Source organism: Flavobacterium sp. (assembly GCF_024642105.1).
Lineage (GTDB): Bacteria > Bacteroidota > Bacteroidia > Flavobacteriales > Flavobacteriaceae > Flavobacterium.
The window spans coordinates 222,881-238,626 of the sequence record NZ_JAHEBT010000053.1 but is presented as its reverse complement, the minus strand read 5'-3'; the positions used below and the strand labels follow the sequence as shown (position 1 = coordinate 238,626).

Genomic DNA, 15,746 nt, shown 5'->3' with positions numbered 1-15,746 from the left:
TATATTTACAAAAAAAAGACCCCTTGATTAATTATACCATTTACGAAAACAAAGACAGCGACCAATGGGTGACTTTTGTTCATGGGGCTGGTGGTAGTTCGTCTATTTGGTTCAAGCAAATTCGTGATTTTCAAAAAGAATACAACGTATTATTATTGGATTTGCGAGGGCATGGAGAGTCGAAAACCAATTTAAAAAAGGCTTTCAAACAAAAATATACTTTTTCGGCTTTAGCCAATGACATTTTAGAAGTGTTGGATTATTTGCAAATTCAGAAGTCGCATTTTGTAGGGATTTCGTTAGGTACAATTTTAATTCGCCAGTTGGCCGAAATGTACCCAGAACGCGTGCAAAGTATGATTATGGGGGGTGCTATTTTGAAAATGAATTTTCGCTCTCAAATCTTAATGTTTGTGGGGAATGTATTCAAATATGTTTTGCCTTACTTGGTATTGTATCGCTTTTTTGCCTTTGTTATTATGCCGAATAAAAATCACAAGCAATCCCGAATCCTCTTTATCAACGAAGCGAAGAAGTTGTACCAAAAAGAATTCATTAAATGGTTCAAATTGACTGCCGAAATTAATCCAGTGTTGCGATGGTTTCGTCAAGTAGAATTGAATATCCCTACCTTGTATGTAATGGGAGAGGAAGATTATATGTTTTTACCCGCAGTTCGTAAAGTAGTTGAAAGTCATTATCGAAGCTCTAAACTGTGTGTGATACAAAATTCAGGACATGTGGTCAATGTAGAGCAGCCTATTTTGTTTAATACCGAGGTGCTTTCCTTTATTAAGATAAACCATTAAAAAATGCCGATAACTTTTTAAAGCTATCGGCATTTTCATAACTAACCAAAACCAAAATAATAAATAACCAGTTTATTATCACTGCAAATATCATAAATGATTGATAGTAGTAGTGTTAAGGTTTTGTTATTAGTTTGTTGAAGCTTCGTTAAGTTTTTTACAACTAAGAAAAAACTACTGTTTTGTTGTTGTACACAATCGTTTTACGTTCAGAATGTAGTTTTATGGCTCTAGCTAAAACCATTCGTTCCAAGTCGCGTCCTTTCATGATAAAGTCCTCAATAGAATGACTGTGGGAAACACGTGTAATGTCCTGTTCAATAATTGGACCTTCGTCTAATTCTTCGGTTACATAATGGCTCGTTGCTCCAATAATTTTTACGCCACGTTTAAAAGCCGAATGATACGGTTTTGCTCCTGGAAATGCAGGTAAAAATGAATGGTGAATATTGATGATTTTATTTTTATAAGCGGCAATCAAATTCGGTGTAATAATTTGCATATAACGTGCTAGTACTACAAAGTCAATTTGATGCTTTGCTAATAAATCTAATTGTTGTTGTTCTCCTTGAGCTTTAATTTCTTTAGTGAAAGGAACGTATTCAAACGGAATTTCAAAACGTTCTGCTACTGATCTTAAATCTTCGTGGTTACTTATAATTAAAGGAATTTCAAGATTCAATTCGCCAGCACTATAACGGCCTAAAATATCATACAAACAGTGGTCGTATTTAGAAATAAATAATGCCATACGTGGCTTTTGATCCTGCGAATAAATTTCCCAATTCATGTTGAATGGATTGGCTAAATGAGTTTCAAAATGCGATTTAATCGATTCTAAATTCCAATCTTTAGCACTAAACTCACATTCTAAACGCATAAAAAATACATTTTCATCTGCATCTACGTGTTGGTCTAAGTAGGTAATATTTCCGTCAATCGAGGCAATATAATTGGTAACTGTGGCAATAATCGATTTTTGGTCTTCGCAGTGAATAAGTATCGTAATTCGTTGCATATATTTTATTTTGGAACTCGTTGTTAATTGTTAATCTGGTTTCAAATCTAAACTTATTTTTCAATTGAATCACCTCATTTTTAAAACAATCTGAAGTGGAATTGTTTTAGAAAATTGGGTTTAAATTTTGTCAATTTTTAAATAGCCAATATGAAATGGGTCGTCTTTTAAAGGAACTTCAGAAGGTGTAATTTGTATTGAATAGTTCTCTTTAAAAATTGGAGCTAAAATATCATTAACATTGTAAATATCATCTACATCGATGCCGTATTTATCATCAATATGAGAGACGGCTCCTTCAAAACTAAAGTGCTTATAGAAAGTAGTGGCTTTAGCTACTTTAGCGGCTAAACCTAAACTTTCGGCTACTGCCAATGTTTTGTAATGGTACTCTTCAAATTCATTTTCTTTATAGCCTCCTAAATTAATGAAGAATAATTTTTCGTTGTTTTCGATTATGTTTTTAGGCTCGATTGTAATGGAAAAGTTGTCAACTGCTGTTACTTCGCGCCAAGCATCGATATGAAATTTTCCTTTGGCTTCAGGCCAAAAAGCATCCATTTGCGGAATTAATTCTTTTAAAGAATTTCCTATTCCGAAAAAAATATCGTGTTGTTCGGTATATCGGCCTTCGGGAGTACAACCCAACATGACCATATAAAGTTTTAGTGTATTTGTCATAAAAACAAAAATAAGGGTTTTTTACTATCTGAAATGAAAGGAGTTGTGAATTTATTGCAAAAAAAAGTGTCTTCTTTTGGAAGACACTCATTTGATATAATTGGAATTAGATTACAAAGCTGATTTTACAGTTTTGATAATTCTAGCAGCAATTTTGTATGGATCTCCATTTGAAGCTGGTCTTCTGTCTTCCAACCATCCTTTCCATCCTTTTTGAACAGTGATTAATGGAATACGGATTGAAGCTCCTCTATCAGATACTCCGTAAGAGAAATCGTGGATAGATGCAGTTTCATGTTTACCAGTCAAACGTTGGTCGTTGTATGCACCATAAACAGCAATGTGTTCTTTAGTTACAGGACGGAACGCTTCACAAATTCTTTCGTAAGTAGCTTGATCTCCACATGTTCTTAAAACATTGTTAGAGAAGTTAGCATGCATACCAGAACCATTCCAGTCAGTATCACCAAGTGGTTTTGGGTGGTATTCAATATAGTAACCATATTTTTCAGTCAAACGGTCTAATAAATATCTAGCAACCCAGATTTCATCACCTGCTTTTTTAGCTCCTTTAGCAAACAATTGGAATTCCCATTGTCCACAAGCCACTTCTTGGTTAATTCCTTCGAAGTTAATTCCAGCAGCAATACATAAATCAGCATGCTCTTCAACTAATTTTCTTCCGTGAGTATTTTTTCCACCAACTGAACAGTAGTACATACCTTGTGGTGCAGGGTAACCTCCAACAGGGAATCCTAAAGGCAATAAAGTTTTAGTATCCATGATGAAATATTCTTGCTCAAAACCAAACCAGAAATCATCATCCTCATCGTCGATAGTTGCTCTACCATTAGAAGGGTGTGGAGTTCCGTCAGCATACATAACTTCTGACATTACTAAATATCCATTGATACGAGTTGGATCTGGATAGATTGCAACTGGTACTAATAAACAGTCAGAAGATCCACCTTCAGCTTGTTTTGTTGAAGACCCGTCAAAAGACCAGTTTCCAATTTCTGCTAAAGTTCCTTGAAAGTTTTCGTGCTCTTCCACTTTAGTTTTACTTCTAAGATTTTGAGTTGGTTCGTAACCATCTAACCAAAGGTACTCTAATTTAATTTTAGCCATGATAATATAAATTTATTTTGTGATTCAAATTCTGGTACAAATTTAAAATATTTTTTCAGTGCTAAAAAAAAAGGGGGTGTTTTTTATAATGCAATAAGTTACTTTTCACAGAACTGCATTTTATTGGGGGTATATTTAAAAAATATCAATTTTTTGTACTTATAAAAAATAATTTCGCAATGGTCTCTCTTGATTTTATATTATTTATTATTGTTTATCTTTGCTTTACTTAGTGAAAATGAGTATTTAATAATTTAAAATTGTCAAAATGTCAACATTACGTTTTCAAGCTTTGAGAGAAGCCTCTACTAGAAAGCCACTACACTTTGAAGAGACTGAAAAAAAATCAATTATTTTCGGTTCTAATGTTTTTAATGCCAAAGCGATGAAGCAGTATTTGACTTCTGAGGCTTATAAAGCAGTTCAAGGTGCTATTCAACACGGAACTAAAATTGATAGAAAGATTGCTGATTATGTAGCAATGGGAATGAAAGAATGGGCACTTTCTAAAGGAGTAACTCATTATACGCACTGGTTTCAACCATTAACGGGTACTACGGCTGAAAAGCACGATGCTTTCTTTGAGACTTCGTATGATGGAAGTGATCCTGTAGAAAAATTTGGCGGAGCGCAATTGGTACAACAAGAACCAGATGCATCTAGTTTTCCAAATGGCGGAATTAGAAATACTTTCGAAGCAAGAGGATATACCGCTTGGGATCCAACTTCTCCAGCGTTTATTTTTGGAACTACTTTATGTATTCCAACCGTTTTCATTTCGTACACAGGAGAAGCTTTAGATTATAAAACACCTTTGTTGCGCGCGTTGACTGTAATGGATGATGCGGCTACCGAAGTTTGTAAATATTTTGACAAAAATGTTAAGAAAGTAACGGCTACTTTAGGGTGGGAACAAGAATATTTCTTGGTGGATCGTTCTTTAGCAAAATCGCGCCCTGATTTAATGATGACAGGTAGAACGTTGTTAGGACATACATCAGCAAAAGGACAACAATTGGATGATCATTATTTTGGTTCTATTCCTACGCGTGCGTTGACGTACATGAGAGATTTAGAGCAAGAGTGTATGTTACTAGGAATTCCGGTTAAAACTCGTCATAACGAAGTGGCACCAAACCAATTTGAGTTGGCGCCTATTTTTGAAGAAACGAATTTGGCGGTAGACCACAACTGTTTGTTAATGGATGTGATGGAAAAAGTGGCAGAGCGTCATGATTTCAAAATTTTATTCCACGAGAAACCATTCAAAGGAGTTAATGGTTCAGGAAAACACAACAACTGGTCATTGGCTACTGATACTGGCGTGAACTTGTTGAGTCCAAGTAAAACACCAATGAGTAATTTGCAGTTTTTGACTTTCTTTATCAATACAATTAAGGCGGTAAATGATAATGAATCCTTACTAAGAGCTTCTATTGCGACGGCAAGTAATGACCATCGATTGGGAGCTAATGAAGCACCTCCAGCTATCATTTCAGTATTTATTGGAGATTCATTGACTAAAGTTTTAGCTGAATTAGAAGGGGTTACAACTGGAAAATTATCTCCTGAAGAAAAAACAGATTTAAAATTGAATGTGGTAGGTAAAATTCCAGATTTAATGTTGGATAATACCGACAGAAATAGAACGTCTCCATTTGCCTTTACCGGAAATAAATTTGAGTTTAGAGCGGTGGGTTCTTCTGCCAATTGTTCCAATGCTATGACTACTTTGAATGCTATTGTGGCGAAACAATTGCGTGATTTTAAAGTAGAAGTAGACACTTTGATTGATGAAAAAAGCATGAAAAAAGATGATGCTATTTTCAACGTTTTAAGAGAATACATCAAGCAATCTAAAAAAATCTTGTTTGAAGGTGATGGGTACAGCGATGCTTGGGAACAAGAAGCGGCTAAAAGAGGGTTGAGTAATTACAAAACGACTCCAGAAGCTTTAAAAGCTAGAGCGTCTAAACAAGCCTTGGATTTGTTCTCTGAACTAGGAATTATGAATCATGTTGAGGTAGAGGCACGTTACGAAATCGAGTTGGAAGAATACACTAAAAAAATCCAAATTGAAGGTCGTGTTTTAGGAGATATAGCTCGTAATCATGTGATTCCAACAGCAATTCGTTACCAAAATACCTTGATTGAAAACGTTCGTGGTTTGAAAGAAATTTTTGGAAAAGATTTTGAAAGCGTTTCTAAAGAGCAAATCGCGATTATCAAACAAATTTCAGCTCATATTGAAGGCATCAATACCAAGGTGGAAGAAATGACTGATGAAAGAAAAAAAGCAAATGGTTTAACAGATGCTCAAGCAATGGCCGAAGCCTATTGCAATAAAGTAAAACCGTACTTTGATATCATTAGAAATCACTGTGACAAATTGGAATTGTTAGTCGATAACGAATTATGGACGCTGACAAAATACAGAGAATTATTGTTTACTAAATAATAATTGGATATATTTTAAAAAAAAAGCCTCTCTATTTTAGGGAGGCTTTTTTTAAGTTTTTTATTATATTTGATTAAGTCCAAAGTTAGGAGGTTTTGCGCAGCGGGAGCAATATTTATGGAATAAATTTTCTCAATTTATATAATCTTATTATGAAAATTTTACTTTTTAATCTAATTACCATTTTTTTTCTTATTAATGGGATAGATAAGAATCCAAATATGGAGATTAAGATTTTGAATTCAAATCTAAAAAATGGAGATACAATATTAATTGAATTTAAAAACAATACTAAATATAATTATTGTTTTTTAATTGATGCAAATTACTACAATAGAGATGTTTATTTTAATAGAAATAAATTTCAAAATCCTAAAGTTGTATTATATGATGATTCAAATAGGAGTTTTGGTGTAATTTGGGAAATTAAAGATTCTGGATTTCATAATGATACTATTTATTTTAATAAAAATAATTTTTTAAGCAAGAGGTCAGATACTTTAATAGTTAATGAATTTAATTTATATTCAAAACTATATAAAAAAGGACGATTTAATAATACATTAACTTTTTATAAAGTTAGAGCAGGTAAATCATTTAAATTAAAGATTCCTTTTCATTTAGTTGTTGAGTATCTAAAAGATAATGTTCATAGTTATTATGAAATAGATAAATCTAAAAAATATAAAGGACGAATAGAGTATTTTATAAAACAGAATTATATAAATAAGTATGTTTCTAAACATAAAATCGATTCTATTGAAAATCAAGGCTATAAAATTTTTACTGGAAGTTTAAAATCAAATAAAGTGCCATTGCTTTTAAACTAATTTTTCTGTAGATACTAAAAATATTTTTAATTTGTTTCCCTACCGCAACGGATGGCGCGGATTTGCAAATCCGAGCTATCGGGAGCGGAGGGAAAAATAGATGAATCACTTGAAAATTCTACTTAGGCAAAAGCCAAAAAAATAATTATCTTTGCCGAAAATACATTTTGCCGAAAGGCAGACTACACCACTAACTACATGAGTTCAGATACTTCAAAAAGATACGCACAACGCGGTGTTTCGGCATCTAAAGAAGATGTGCATAACGCTATTAAAAATATTGACAAAGGATTGTTTCCGCAAGCCTTTTGTAAAATCGTTCCCGATTATTTAACCCAAGACGCCAAGTATTGTTTGATTATGCATGCTGATGGTGCAGGTACTAAATCGTCTTTGGCCTATATGTATTGGAAAGAAACGGGCGATATTTCAGTATGGAAAGGCATTGCGCAAGATGCGTTGATTATGAATATTGATGACTTGTTGTGTGTGGGAGCTACGGATAATATTTTGCTTTCTTCTACTATTGGAAGAAATAAAAACCTAATTCCAGCAGAAGTCATTTCGGCTATTATCAATGGAACCGAGGAGTTGATTAAAGAATTGGATTCTTTTGGAGTAACCATTCATTCTACAGGTGGGGAAACGGCTGATGTAGGCGATTTAGTTCGTACTATTATTGTTGATTCAACGGTTACAGCAAGAATGCCACGCACTAAAGTAATTGATAATGCCAACATTCAAGCGGGAGATGTAATTGTAGGTTTAGCCTCTTTTGGACAAGCCACTTACGAAAAAAGTTACAACGGAGGGATGGGAAGTAATGGTTTAACTTCGGCACGTCACGATGTATTTGGGAAGTATTTGGCACAAAAATATCCAGAAAGTTTTGATTCGGCTGTGCCTGAAGAATTGATTTATTCGGGTCAGGTTAACTTAACAGATGCAGTTGAAAATTCTCCTATCGACGCAGGGCAATTAGTGCTTTCGCCAACCAGAACCTATGCGCCGATTATCAAGAAAATTTTAGACAACTATTCTTCAAAAGAAATTCACGGAATGGTACATTGCAGTGGAGGAGCGCAAACTAAAATTTTACATTTTGTAAATAATCTACACATTATAAAAGATAATTTGTTTCCAGTTCCGCCATTGTTTCAATTGATTCAAGAGCAATCTAAAACCGACTGGAAAGAAATGTACCAAGTATTCAATTGTGGTCACCGAATGGAATTGTATGTTCCTGAAGCAGTGGCCCAAGATATTATTGCCATTTCAAAATCGTTTAATGTTGATGCCCAAATTGTAGGTAGAGTGGAAGCTTCAGAGACTAAAAAATTAACTATTTCTAGCGAATACGGTACGTTTGAGTACTAAATTAGTTTATTATTTCTAAACTAATAAACCATAAACTTTAAACTATTTAAATGTACGAATTAGTATTTTGGCAGTATCAGGAAGGGATTTATTTGAACCATCAATTGGTTTACGAATCTTTGATAGAACAAGAAATGGTTGAGGGTTTGGAAGAATTACCTGTAACTGTGATACTCAATCGTATCGCCAGTGTTTTTTCTAGTTGGGAAAAAGTAGACGATAACAGTTGGAAAAATTCCAAAGGAAAAGGTGCTTTTCAAGTGAAGACTACTTCACAAAGCATTCAAATTGACTGTTATGGAACCGAAGGAAAAACAATGGAATTATTGGCTGCTACTTTGGAAGAATTCAAATGTCCTTGTTACGATCCTCAAGTCCCTATTCGTTTTGACGAAATGAATGAATAAGGTTAAGAAATAAATGCGAATGATAGTTTTATTATTCTTCTTTTCCCTTTTCTTCTCCTTTTTTAAACCCGATTAATTGTCGGTATTTTGATTCTGTTTCTTTTAATTCAGCCTCTAGTTGTTTGTATTGACTAATATCTTTTAGGGTAATAATTGCTGCGACCACCTTATTGTCTTGATCAATTAGTGGTTTGCCACTAATAAGGAGTCTTCTTTTTTCTTGGGTATTAGGATTCCAAAGCACTAAATCAATGTCATTTGTTTCTTCTCCGAGTAATGCTCTTTCCATCGGTAAGTTTTGTGATGGGAAAATTGTTCTTTCATCGGGATAATACAATTCAAAATGGTTGATTAAATTGGGGGATATCTTCTCATCTTCTTCAATCCCAAATAACTCATTAGCCATTGTATTAGCTAAAATGGTTTTTTTATCAGTATTAGCTACTAAGATTCCTTCGTTAATGTTTTCAAGGATGATACGTAGTTTTTCTTCATTCTCATATAGTTGGTTAATGGTGTTTTTTTGTTCGTTTTCCAATTCAATTAAAGCTGTGATGTCTTGGGCTACCGCATATAATAATCCTGTTGAAGTATCGGGAGAAGTAGACCATTGAAGCCATTTTGTAGATCCATCCTTGCAGATGTATCGATTTTTGAATTGCGTTGTTATATCTCCTCCTTTCAATTTTGTAACTTCTTGTTTGGTGTTGTTTTTATCTTCCGGATGTACAAAATTGAGAAAAGGTTGGTTCAATAATTCTGTTTCAGAATATCCTAATATTTTGGAAGTGGCTGGGTTGACTTTTATAAATTTTTCCAACGTTGCAATTAGCATCATCTCAGTTGACATATTGAAGAGTTTATCAGAAGAAGCTAATGATTCTTCTAATTTTTTTCTTTCAGTAATATCTGTAGCAATACTTCCAATAGCGTATATCCTTCCAGTTGAATCGTATAAAGGAAATTTTATAGCTAAATAAGTATGTTCTCCATCTTCCTGTTCTACGGTTTCTTCGATTTTAATTTCTTTTAAAGCTTTAACTACTTCCATATCCGAATTTCGATTAGCATAGGCTAATTCGGGTGCTAAAAAGTCGGCATCTGTTTTGCCAATGATAGTACTACTATTTACTTGATATAAAGAAGCGAATTGTTTGTTAATTAAAAGATATTCCCCATTGATTCTTTTTATAAAGATTAGACTAGAAGCATTGTCAATTATAGATTGTAACAATTGTTGGTTTTCAAATAGTAATTTTTGTGAAATATTTTTGACTCTAAGTTGAGTTCGAATGATAATGTATACTACACTCAATAGTACTATTGAAAGAAGAAATAAGAATCCAATTGCCCAATCTAACATCTGATTTAAATTATCATTGCCTTGATTTTTAATCCTAGTAGTATAAGACCATACTAAAGCAATTACAACTAGTAAGTTGACTATAAAACCGAACAGTATTTTGTTTTCAAAAGTAATTTTCATGATATAATAATTATAGGTTAATGGTGAGTGATCTGAACTTGAGGATTAAGATATCCATTCCATCCTTCTGTCTTCTTTTTGATGTTTTCCAAAATAAAAAATACGACAACACTTATTATTGTTGCAAAAAAACACCAAACAGAGATGATATATTCTTCGTAGAAAAAGGTTGTGATTAGATACGATGTGATAATAGTAACTCCAATAATCCACATTCGTTTGACATTAGAAAGAAAAGCAGGTACAATGCTAGCCAAACCGTAAAGGAATTCGCCGTATCCTCTAAATGCAATAGGATATTCTTGGATATATGTAATATGATATCCAATTATTTTAGCTTGAACAGGATAAGTAATCATACAAAATCCTAAATAAAAAGCAATCAAACAACCGATAGTTACAAATGCATAATGCAAGCGTTGTTTTTTCTTAAAATGCTCTAATTTCATAATAGAAAGTGGTACCCAAATAGGCCAGATAACTTGTGCAAAATAGAGAAATATATAGGTAGATGGCTTTTGAATAAATTGAAATGCAGGATGGGTTAGCGAAAGCCAAACGAACCCTTCACTAATTTGTTGTATTGAAAATATAAGGGGAATAGTAGCAAAATAAATTTGTGGAGCTTGTTGTACTTTTTTGACAGAAGCTATCCCGATCGCTGCTAAAACGACACCTGCTCCGAAACTTGCATTGGCTGAAAAACACATACTTATTGACTTAAATAATTAAATAAAAGTTGTATTGAATACATTGTTGTATCAATGCTCCAATTAGTAGGGTTTTCTGAAAATAAATGAGAACAAATTTGGGGTGAATTTGATCCTTTTAGATTCAAATACAACAACTAAGATAAGAATTGTTTTTTAATTTAACAATTGGAAATCAGTATTTTATAATTGATTTATTTTAATTGAGACAATTTGTATTAATTTGAATAAAACTTCCCGAACTTTGCACCAAAATATCAAAACATGAAAATAAATCTAAAAAACGGCATTGATAAACTACTTTTTGGAATGAAACAAAAAGATGTGGAAGCCATTTACGGAAAGCCAGACCGCAATTATAAAGACGAAGACGACAATCAGATTTTAGTATACAATAAACTAAAAGCACGTTTGACTTTTTATCAAGAAGAAGATTTTAGATTGGGATATATTGTGGCTTCTGGAGCTGATTTGGAATTGTTTGGAAACACCATTATTGGCAAAAAAATAACGGAAGTTAAAAAAGATTTGGCGGCAAAAAATATTACCAAATTCACTCAAGAAGAATTTGATACGTTTGAAAACTATTTCAACGAAGAGCATTGGATTATTTTTCAAACTGAGTTTGAAGAAGTAGTGAAGTTTGAAATCGGAGCCATCATCAATGCGAAAGATGAGTTTGATTGGAAATTTGGAAAATAATAGTACAAATTGATTGCAATAAAAAATCCTCAACAATTTGTTGAGGATTTTTTATTTTGTCCCTGTAAAAAGGTTATTGTTTAGGAGTAGGAGCCTTATCTGAAATTTCCAATTCAAAAACTAAATTAGTATTGGGCGGAATTACTCCACCAGCACCTCTTTCACCGTAAGCCAATTTAGCAGGAAGGAACAATAACATTCTATCGCCAATGTTCATTAAACTCAATCCTTCTAAAAATCCAGGAATCATACCGTCTTTTTTACCTGCTTCAAAAGGAAAAGCTTGGTAACCATTTTGATTGGCACGTGCTTGGTTGAATTGTCCAAAAGTTGTAGCAACGTCTTCGAAGTTACTATCAAATAAGTTTCCATCTTCAAAATAACCAGCATATTTGAAATAAATAGTGCTTCCCGCAACTGGTTTTATATCAGTTCCTTTTTGTAAAAGAGCATATTGCAGGCCTGAAGCAGTGGTAGTAGCCGTAGCTTTAGTAGCTGCTAAATAAGCTGCTTTTTCTTTAATGACATTGCCGTATTTTTCTAAATAAATTCGTCTATTTTCTGCCTGAATAGCCGCTTGTTTGGCTCTGTTTTCTGCGTCAATAGCGGTTTGTTTTTTAGCATCATCTGCTTTGTTTGCATAGTAATCAGTGAATACTTTAACCGCATTAAATTTAGCAGCTAAAGCGCCTTTTCTACTAATAGTCACTTTAGTGATAACATCGTTTTGCTCTATTTTATTGACAACATCCATTCCCTGAGTAACATGACCAAAAACAGTATGTATTCCGTCTAACCAGGGAGTATCTTTATGAGTTATAAAAAACTGACTTCCGTTAGAAGCAGGGCCTGAATTAGCCATAGAAAGGATTCCTCCTTTACTGTGTTTTAAATCAGTGATTTCATCTTTAAAGGCATAACCTGGACCTCCTGAACCATTTCCAACAGGATCACCTCCTTGAATCATGAAATCTTTAATTACTCGGTGAAATTTTAAACCATCATAAAATGGTTTTCCTTTTAATTTTTCATCGGTTACGAAAGTGTTTTTCCCTTCTACTAAGCTGATGAAGTTGGCTACAGTAATAGGCGTTTTTTGGTATTCCAATTGTACTACAATAGTTCCTTTATTGGTTACAATATTGGCAAAAATTCCCTCTATAGTTTTTGGACTCGCCATTTGTGAAATAGCAGGTTTTTTTGCTGGAAGTCCTTTTTTTAATTTTTGTGCTTGTACACTTATAATTCCTAAAAATAAGAATGCTAAAAATTTAAATTTCATCTGGTCTGATTGTATTAAGTCTATTTATTGTGCTTTTAGTAATTCAATTTCAAAAATGATATTGGCGTTGGGCGGAATCACACCTCCGGCACCCGCTTCTCCATATCCTAATTTCGATGGGATAAAAATTACGGCTTTGTCTCCAAAAGCAAGTTGCTCAATTCCTTCGATAAATCCTGGAATCATGCCGTCTTTTTTACCTGCTTGAAAAGGGATAGGTTGGTAGCCGTTTTGTGCAGCTCTGTTCGGATCAAATGTTCCAAAAGTTTTGCATACACTTTCAATGCTGCTGTCAAATAGGGTTCCGTTTTCCAAGAAGCCTGCATAATGGATAAAGATTCCTGTTCCAGCTTTAGGTTTGGCACCACCACTTTTTTTAGTAATTACAAATTTTAAGCCCGACTTAGTTTTGGTAGCCTTGGCTTTTAAAGCAGCAAAGGATTTTACTTTGGCATCGATAACCGTTTTGTATTTTTCGTTAAAAATGCGTTTGTTCTCTGCGTCAATAGCGGCTTGTTTCTTTTGATTTTCGGCTTCAGCGGTAAAGTAATCATGAAATACTTTTACTGCATCAAACTTTTTAGCGGCATCTCCATTTCGAATGATGGTTACTTTACTCATATAATCATCTTGAAGAATTTTGTTTACAGCTTCCATTCCGTTGCCAACTACGTGACCAAAAATAGTGTGTTTTCCATCTAGCCAAGGCGTCTCGATATGGGTGATAAAAAATTGACTGCTATTCGTTGCAGGACCGTTATTGGCCATGGCCAAAACACCACCTTTGTCAAAACGCAAATCGGTAATTTCATCTTTGAAACGATAACCCGCATCGCCAGAACCTGTTCCAAGAGGATCTCCACCTTGAATCATAAAGTTTTCTATAACTCTATGGAATTTCAAACCATCATAAAAAGGTCGGTTTTTGATGTTTTCATTGGTAACAAAATCATTTTTACCTTCTGCAAGTGTTACAAAGTTAGCTACAGTAATTGGCGCTTTTTCATAATCCAATTGAACAATAATTTCTCCTTTGTTGGTTTCAATTTTGGCATACAAACCATCAGGTAAATTGTTGTTTTCTTCCTTACAAGAGTAAAAAGAAGCAATAATGGCTAAGGCAAATAAAAAGCTTTTTTTCATTTCAAATTAGTATTTAGTTTAAAGAATCGTTTTGAGTTTGGGAAACGGGATTAGTATCGGCTTTCATTTTTTGATCGTAATTGGCTTCCGACATAAAATCACGAAGGGTAACAATGCACAAAAGCGGTTTGTTTGTTCCAATTTTTTTATTGTCACCGTGATAGCCGTATCCCATGTGTGAGGTAAAAAGGAAATTGACTTTTTCCTTGCGGTGCATTAATTTAATTCCTTCACGCAAACCAGTCATAATATTTTGCTTGTCAACAAAATAGGTTTGAGGTCCTAATTCGCTTTTGGAATAGATTACATGTCCTTTTAAATCTTTCACTTCGTAGTCAAATAAGGCTACATCTCCTTTTTTAGGAGTTAATGTATCTTCAACGTTGACAGTTGCATAAGAATACCAAAAACCTTTTGAGGATGCAATGAATTTAATTTTTTTGTTTTGTCGTATAACCCGTGCAATCTCAGCTTCTTCTCCCGCAATTAATTTTTTGTTGCGATTCACAGATTGTTTCATAAAAGTCCCTGAGGCGTGAGAAATGGGTTTTCTTGCTTCTTGTTTGCTTTGACAACTTGTGATTGCTGTTAGCAATAGAAGTACTGCTATGGCTACTGTTTTTTTTAAGTTTCTCATGATTTAGATGGGTAAGTTTTTGACTAAATCTTCAAATTTTAGAATGGTATCTTCCATGGAGTTTTCTGATTTTCCTCCGGCAGCATTGATGTGTCCGCCTCCATTGAAGTTTTCTCTGGCAAATTGATTCACATCAAAATCACCTTGTGAACGGAAGGATATTTTAATGATTTTTTCGTCTTTATTTTCGATGAAAATCGCCGTAAAAATAATTCCTTTAATGCTCAATCCGTAATTGACAATACCTTCAGTATCACCTTTCACGTGGTCAAACGAATCCAACTCGTCTTGTGTCAAATAAGTGTAAGCTGTTTTATGCTCGGTATACACTTTCATATTTTGCAAGGCGCGACCTAAAATTTGCAAACGTCCAAACGAACTATTGTCAAAAAGCAAGGTAGGAATCACGGTGTTTTTTACCCCTAAATCAATTAGGTCAGCAATGATTCGGTGGGTAGTTCCAGTGGTTTTTGGAAAACGAAACGAACCTGAATCGGTTAAAATTCCAGTATAAATGCAAGTACCAATGTTTTCGTCAATGTCTGCTTTTTTGCCTAAAAAAGAAATGAAGTTGTACAGCATTTCGCAAGTAGAACCAAAATTAGTATCAGAGTAGGTGTAGGTAGCATAATCATGAGGAAATTGATGGTGATCAATCATGATGTACGGAGCTGTAAGTGTGCTTAGCACAGTTTCCATTTCTCCGGTACGGTGCAAAGCATTAAAATCTAAAGTGAAAATGACTTCGGCTTCTTCTAAAATTTGGGTACAAGAGGCTTTGTCTTTTTCATATATTTTTACGGTGTTAGCTCCCGGAAGCCACTCTAAAAAATGAGGCATTTCGTTAGGAGAAATCACAGTAGGTTGGTGGTTGTTTTTAAGTAAAAAATGGTACAAACCTAAGGTAGAACCCATGGCATCTCCATCGGGTCCGCGGTGTGGAATTATCGCAATTTTTTTAGGAGTGGATAATAACTCCTGAATCGCTTGAATGTCTTGTGTTTTCATAGATTGCGAAATTACATTTTTTTAATTTAAACGAAAAATCATTTAAATAATTAACCTAATTTTCACATGT

Annotated in this window: 15 protein-coding genes; 6 read left to right on the top strand and 9 right to left on the bottom strand. The window is 33.8% G+C overall.

Annotated elements, in window-relative coordinates; all coding sequences use genetic code 11:
* Positions 1-23 precede the first annotated feature (23 nt).
* Positions 24-809, top strand: a complete 786-nt coding sequence (locus tag Q0L65_RS09395; protein ID WP_296685652.1) for an alpha/beta hydrolase — start codon at positions 24-26, stop codon at positions 807-809.
* A 163-nt stretch (positions 810-972) separates the two neighbouring features.
* On the opposite strand, the gene purU is transcribed toward Q0L65_RS09395, so the two are convergent.
* From purU to Q0L65_RS09380, 3 genes are all read right to left on the bottom strand, one after another.
* Positions 973-1,827, bottom strand: a complete 855-nt coding sequence (purU, locus tag Q0L65_RS09390) for a formyltetrahydrofolate deformylase (RefSeq protein WP_296685650.1) — start codon at positions 1,825-1,827, stop codon at positions 973-975.
* A 120-nt stretch (positions 1,828-1,947) separates the two neighbouring features.
* A complete protein-coding gene (locus Q0L65_RS09385; RefSeq protein WP_296685648.1) occupies positions 1,948-2,508 on the bottom strand; it encodes a DUF1543 domain-containing protein in 561 nt (186 codons plus the stop codon).
* 111 nt (positions 2,509-2,619) lie between these two features.
* Positions 2,620-3,636 carry a glutamine synthetase beta-grasp domain-containing protein gene (locus Q0L65_RS09380; protein ID WP_296685646.1) on the bottom strand — a complete coding sequence of 339 codons (1,017 nt, stop codon included), beginning with the start codon at positions 3,634-3,636 and terminating at the stop codon, positions 2,620-2,622.
* A 268-nt stretch (positions 3,637-3,904) separates the two neighbouring features.
* Here Q0L65_RS09380 and Q0L65_RS09375 point away from each other — a divergent pair, with 268 nt between their 5' ends.
* From Q0L65_RS09375 to Q0L65_RS09360, 4 genes are all read left to right on the top strand, one after another.
* Positions 3,905-6,094: a glutamine synthetase III gene (locus Q0L65_RS09375; protein ID WP_296685645.1), complete on the top strand. Its 2,190-nt coding sequence runs from the start codon at positions 3,905-3,907 to the stop codon at positions 6,092-6,094.
* A 152-nt stretch (positions 6,095-6,246) separates the two neighbouring features.
* Positions 6,247-6,924 (top strand): hypothetical protein, encoded by a 678-nt coding sequence (locus Q0L65_RS09370; protein WP_296685643.1) that lies wholly within the window; start codon positions 6,247-6,249, stop codon positions 6,922-6,924.
* Between the two features lie 198 nt (positions 6,925-7,122).
* Positions 7,123-8,301 carry an AIR synthase related protein gene (locus Q0L65_RS09365; RefSeq protein WP_296685641.1) on the top strand — a complete coding sequence of 393 codons (1,179 nt, stop codon included), beginning with the start codon at positions 7,123-7,125 and terminating at the stop codon, positions 8,299-8,301.
* A gap of 50 nt (positions 8,302-8,351) precedes the next feature.
* A complete protein-coding gene (locus Q0L65_RS09360; protein WP_296685639.1) occupies positions 8,352-8,708 on the top strand; it encodes a hypothetical protein in 357 nt (118 codons plus the stop codon).
* A 31-nt stretch (positions 8,709-8,739) separates the two neighbouring features.
* Here Q0L65_RS09360 and Q0L65_RS09355 read toward each other — a convergent pair whose 3' ends face one another.
* Positions 8,740-10,194, bottom strand: a complete 1,455-nt coding sequence (locus tag Q0L65_RS09355; protein WP_296685638.1) for a PAS domain S-box protein — start codon at positions 10,192-10,194, stop codon at positions 8,740-8,742.
* 17 nt (positions 10,195-10,211) lie between these two features.
* Positions 10,212-10,904: a DUF6629 family protein gene (locus Q0L65_RS09350; protein ID WP_296685636.1), complete on the bottom strand. Its 693-nt coding sequence runs from the start codon at positions 10,902-10,904 to the stop codon at positions 10,212-10,214.
* Positions 10,905-11,168: 264 nt separating this feature from the next.
* Between Q0L65_RS09350 and Q0L65_RS09345 the strand changes: the two genes are divergently transcribed.
* On the top strand, positions 11,169-11,606 hold the full coding sequence (locus Q0L65_RS09345) for a hypothetical protein (protein ID WP_296685635.1): 438 nt from the start codon (positions 11,169-11,171) through the stop codon (positions 11,604-11,606).
* 73 nt (positions 11,607-11,679) lie between these two features.
* Here Q0L65_RS09345 and Q0L65_RS09340 read toward each other — a convergent pair whose 3' ends face one another.
* Genes Q0L65_RS09340 through Q0L65_RS09325 form a run of 4 tightly spaced genes read right to left on the bottom strand, consistent with a single transcriptional unit; the run spans position 11,680 to position 15,676 of the window.
* Positions 11,680-12,888 (bottom strand): peptidylprolyl isomerase, encoded by a 1,209-nt coding sequence (locus Q0L65_RS09340; RefSeq protein WP_296685633.1) that lies wholly within the window; start codon positions 12,886-12,888, stop codon positions 11,680-11,682.
* Between the two features lie 24 nt (positions 12,889-12,912).
* The gene (locus Q0L65_RS09335) at positions 12,913-14,031 is read right to left on the bottom strand and encodes a peptidylprolyl isomerase (protein WP_296685632.1); all 1,119 of its coding nucleotides are present in this window, start codon (positions 14,029-14,031) and stop codon (positions 12,913-12,915) included.
* Between the two features lie 13 nt (positions 14,032-14,044).
* Complete coding sequence (gldI, locus tag Q0L65_RS09330) at positions 14,045-14,668, bottom strand: gliding motility-associated peptidyl-prolyl isomerase GldI (RefSeq protein ID WP_296685630.1); 624 nt, start codon at positions 14,666-14,668, stop codon at positions 14,045-14,047.
* A 3-nt stretch (positions 14,669-14,671) separates the two neighbouring features.
* Positions 14,672-15,676, bottom strand: a complete 1,005-nt coding sequence (locus Q0L65_RS09325; RefSeq protein WP_296685628.1) for a bifunctional oligoribonuclease/PAP phosphatase NrnA — start codon at positions 15,674-15,676, stop codon at positions 14,672-14,674.
* Positions 15,677-15,746: the final 70 nt, after the last annotated feature.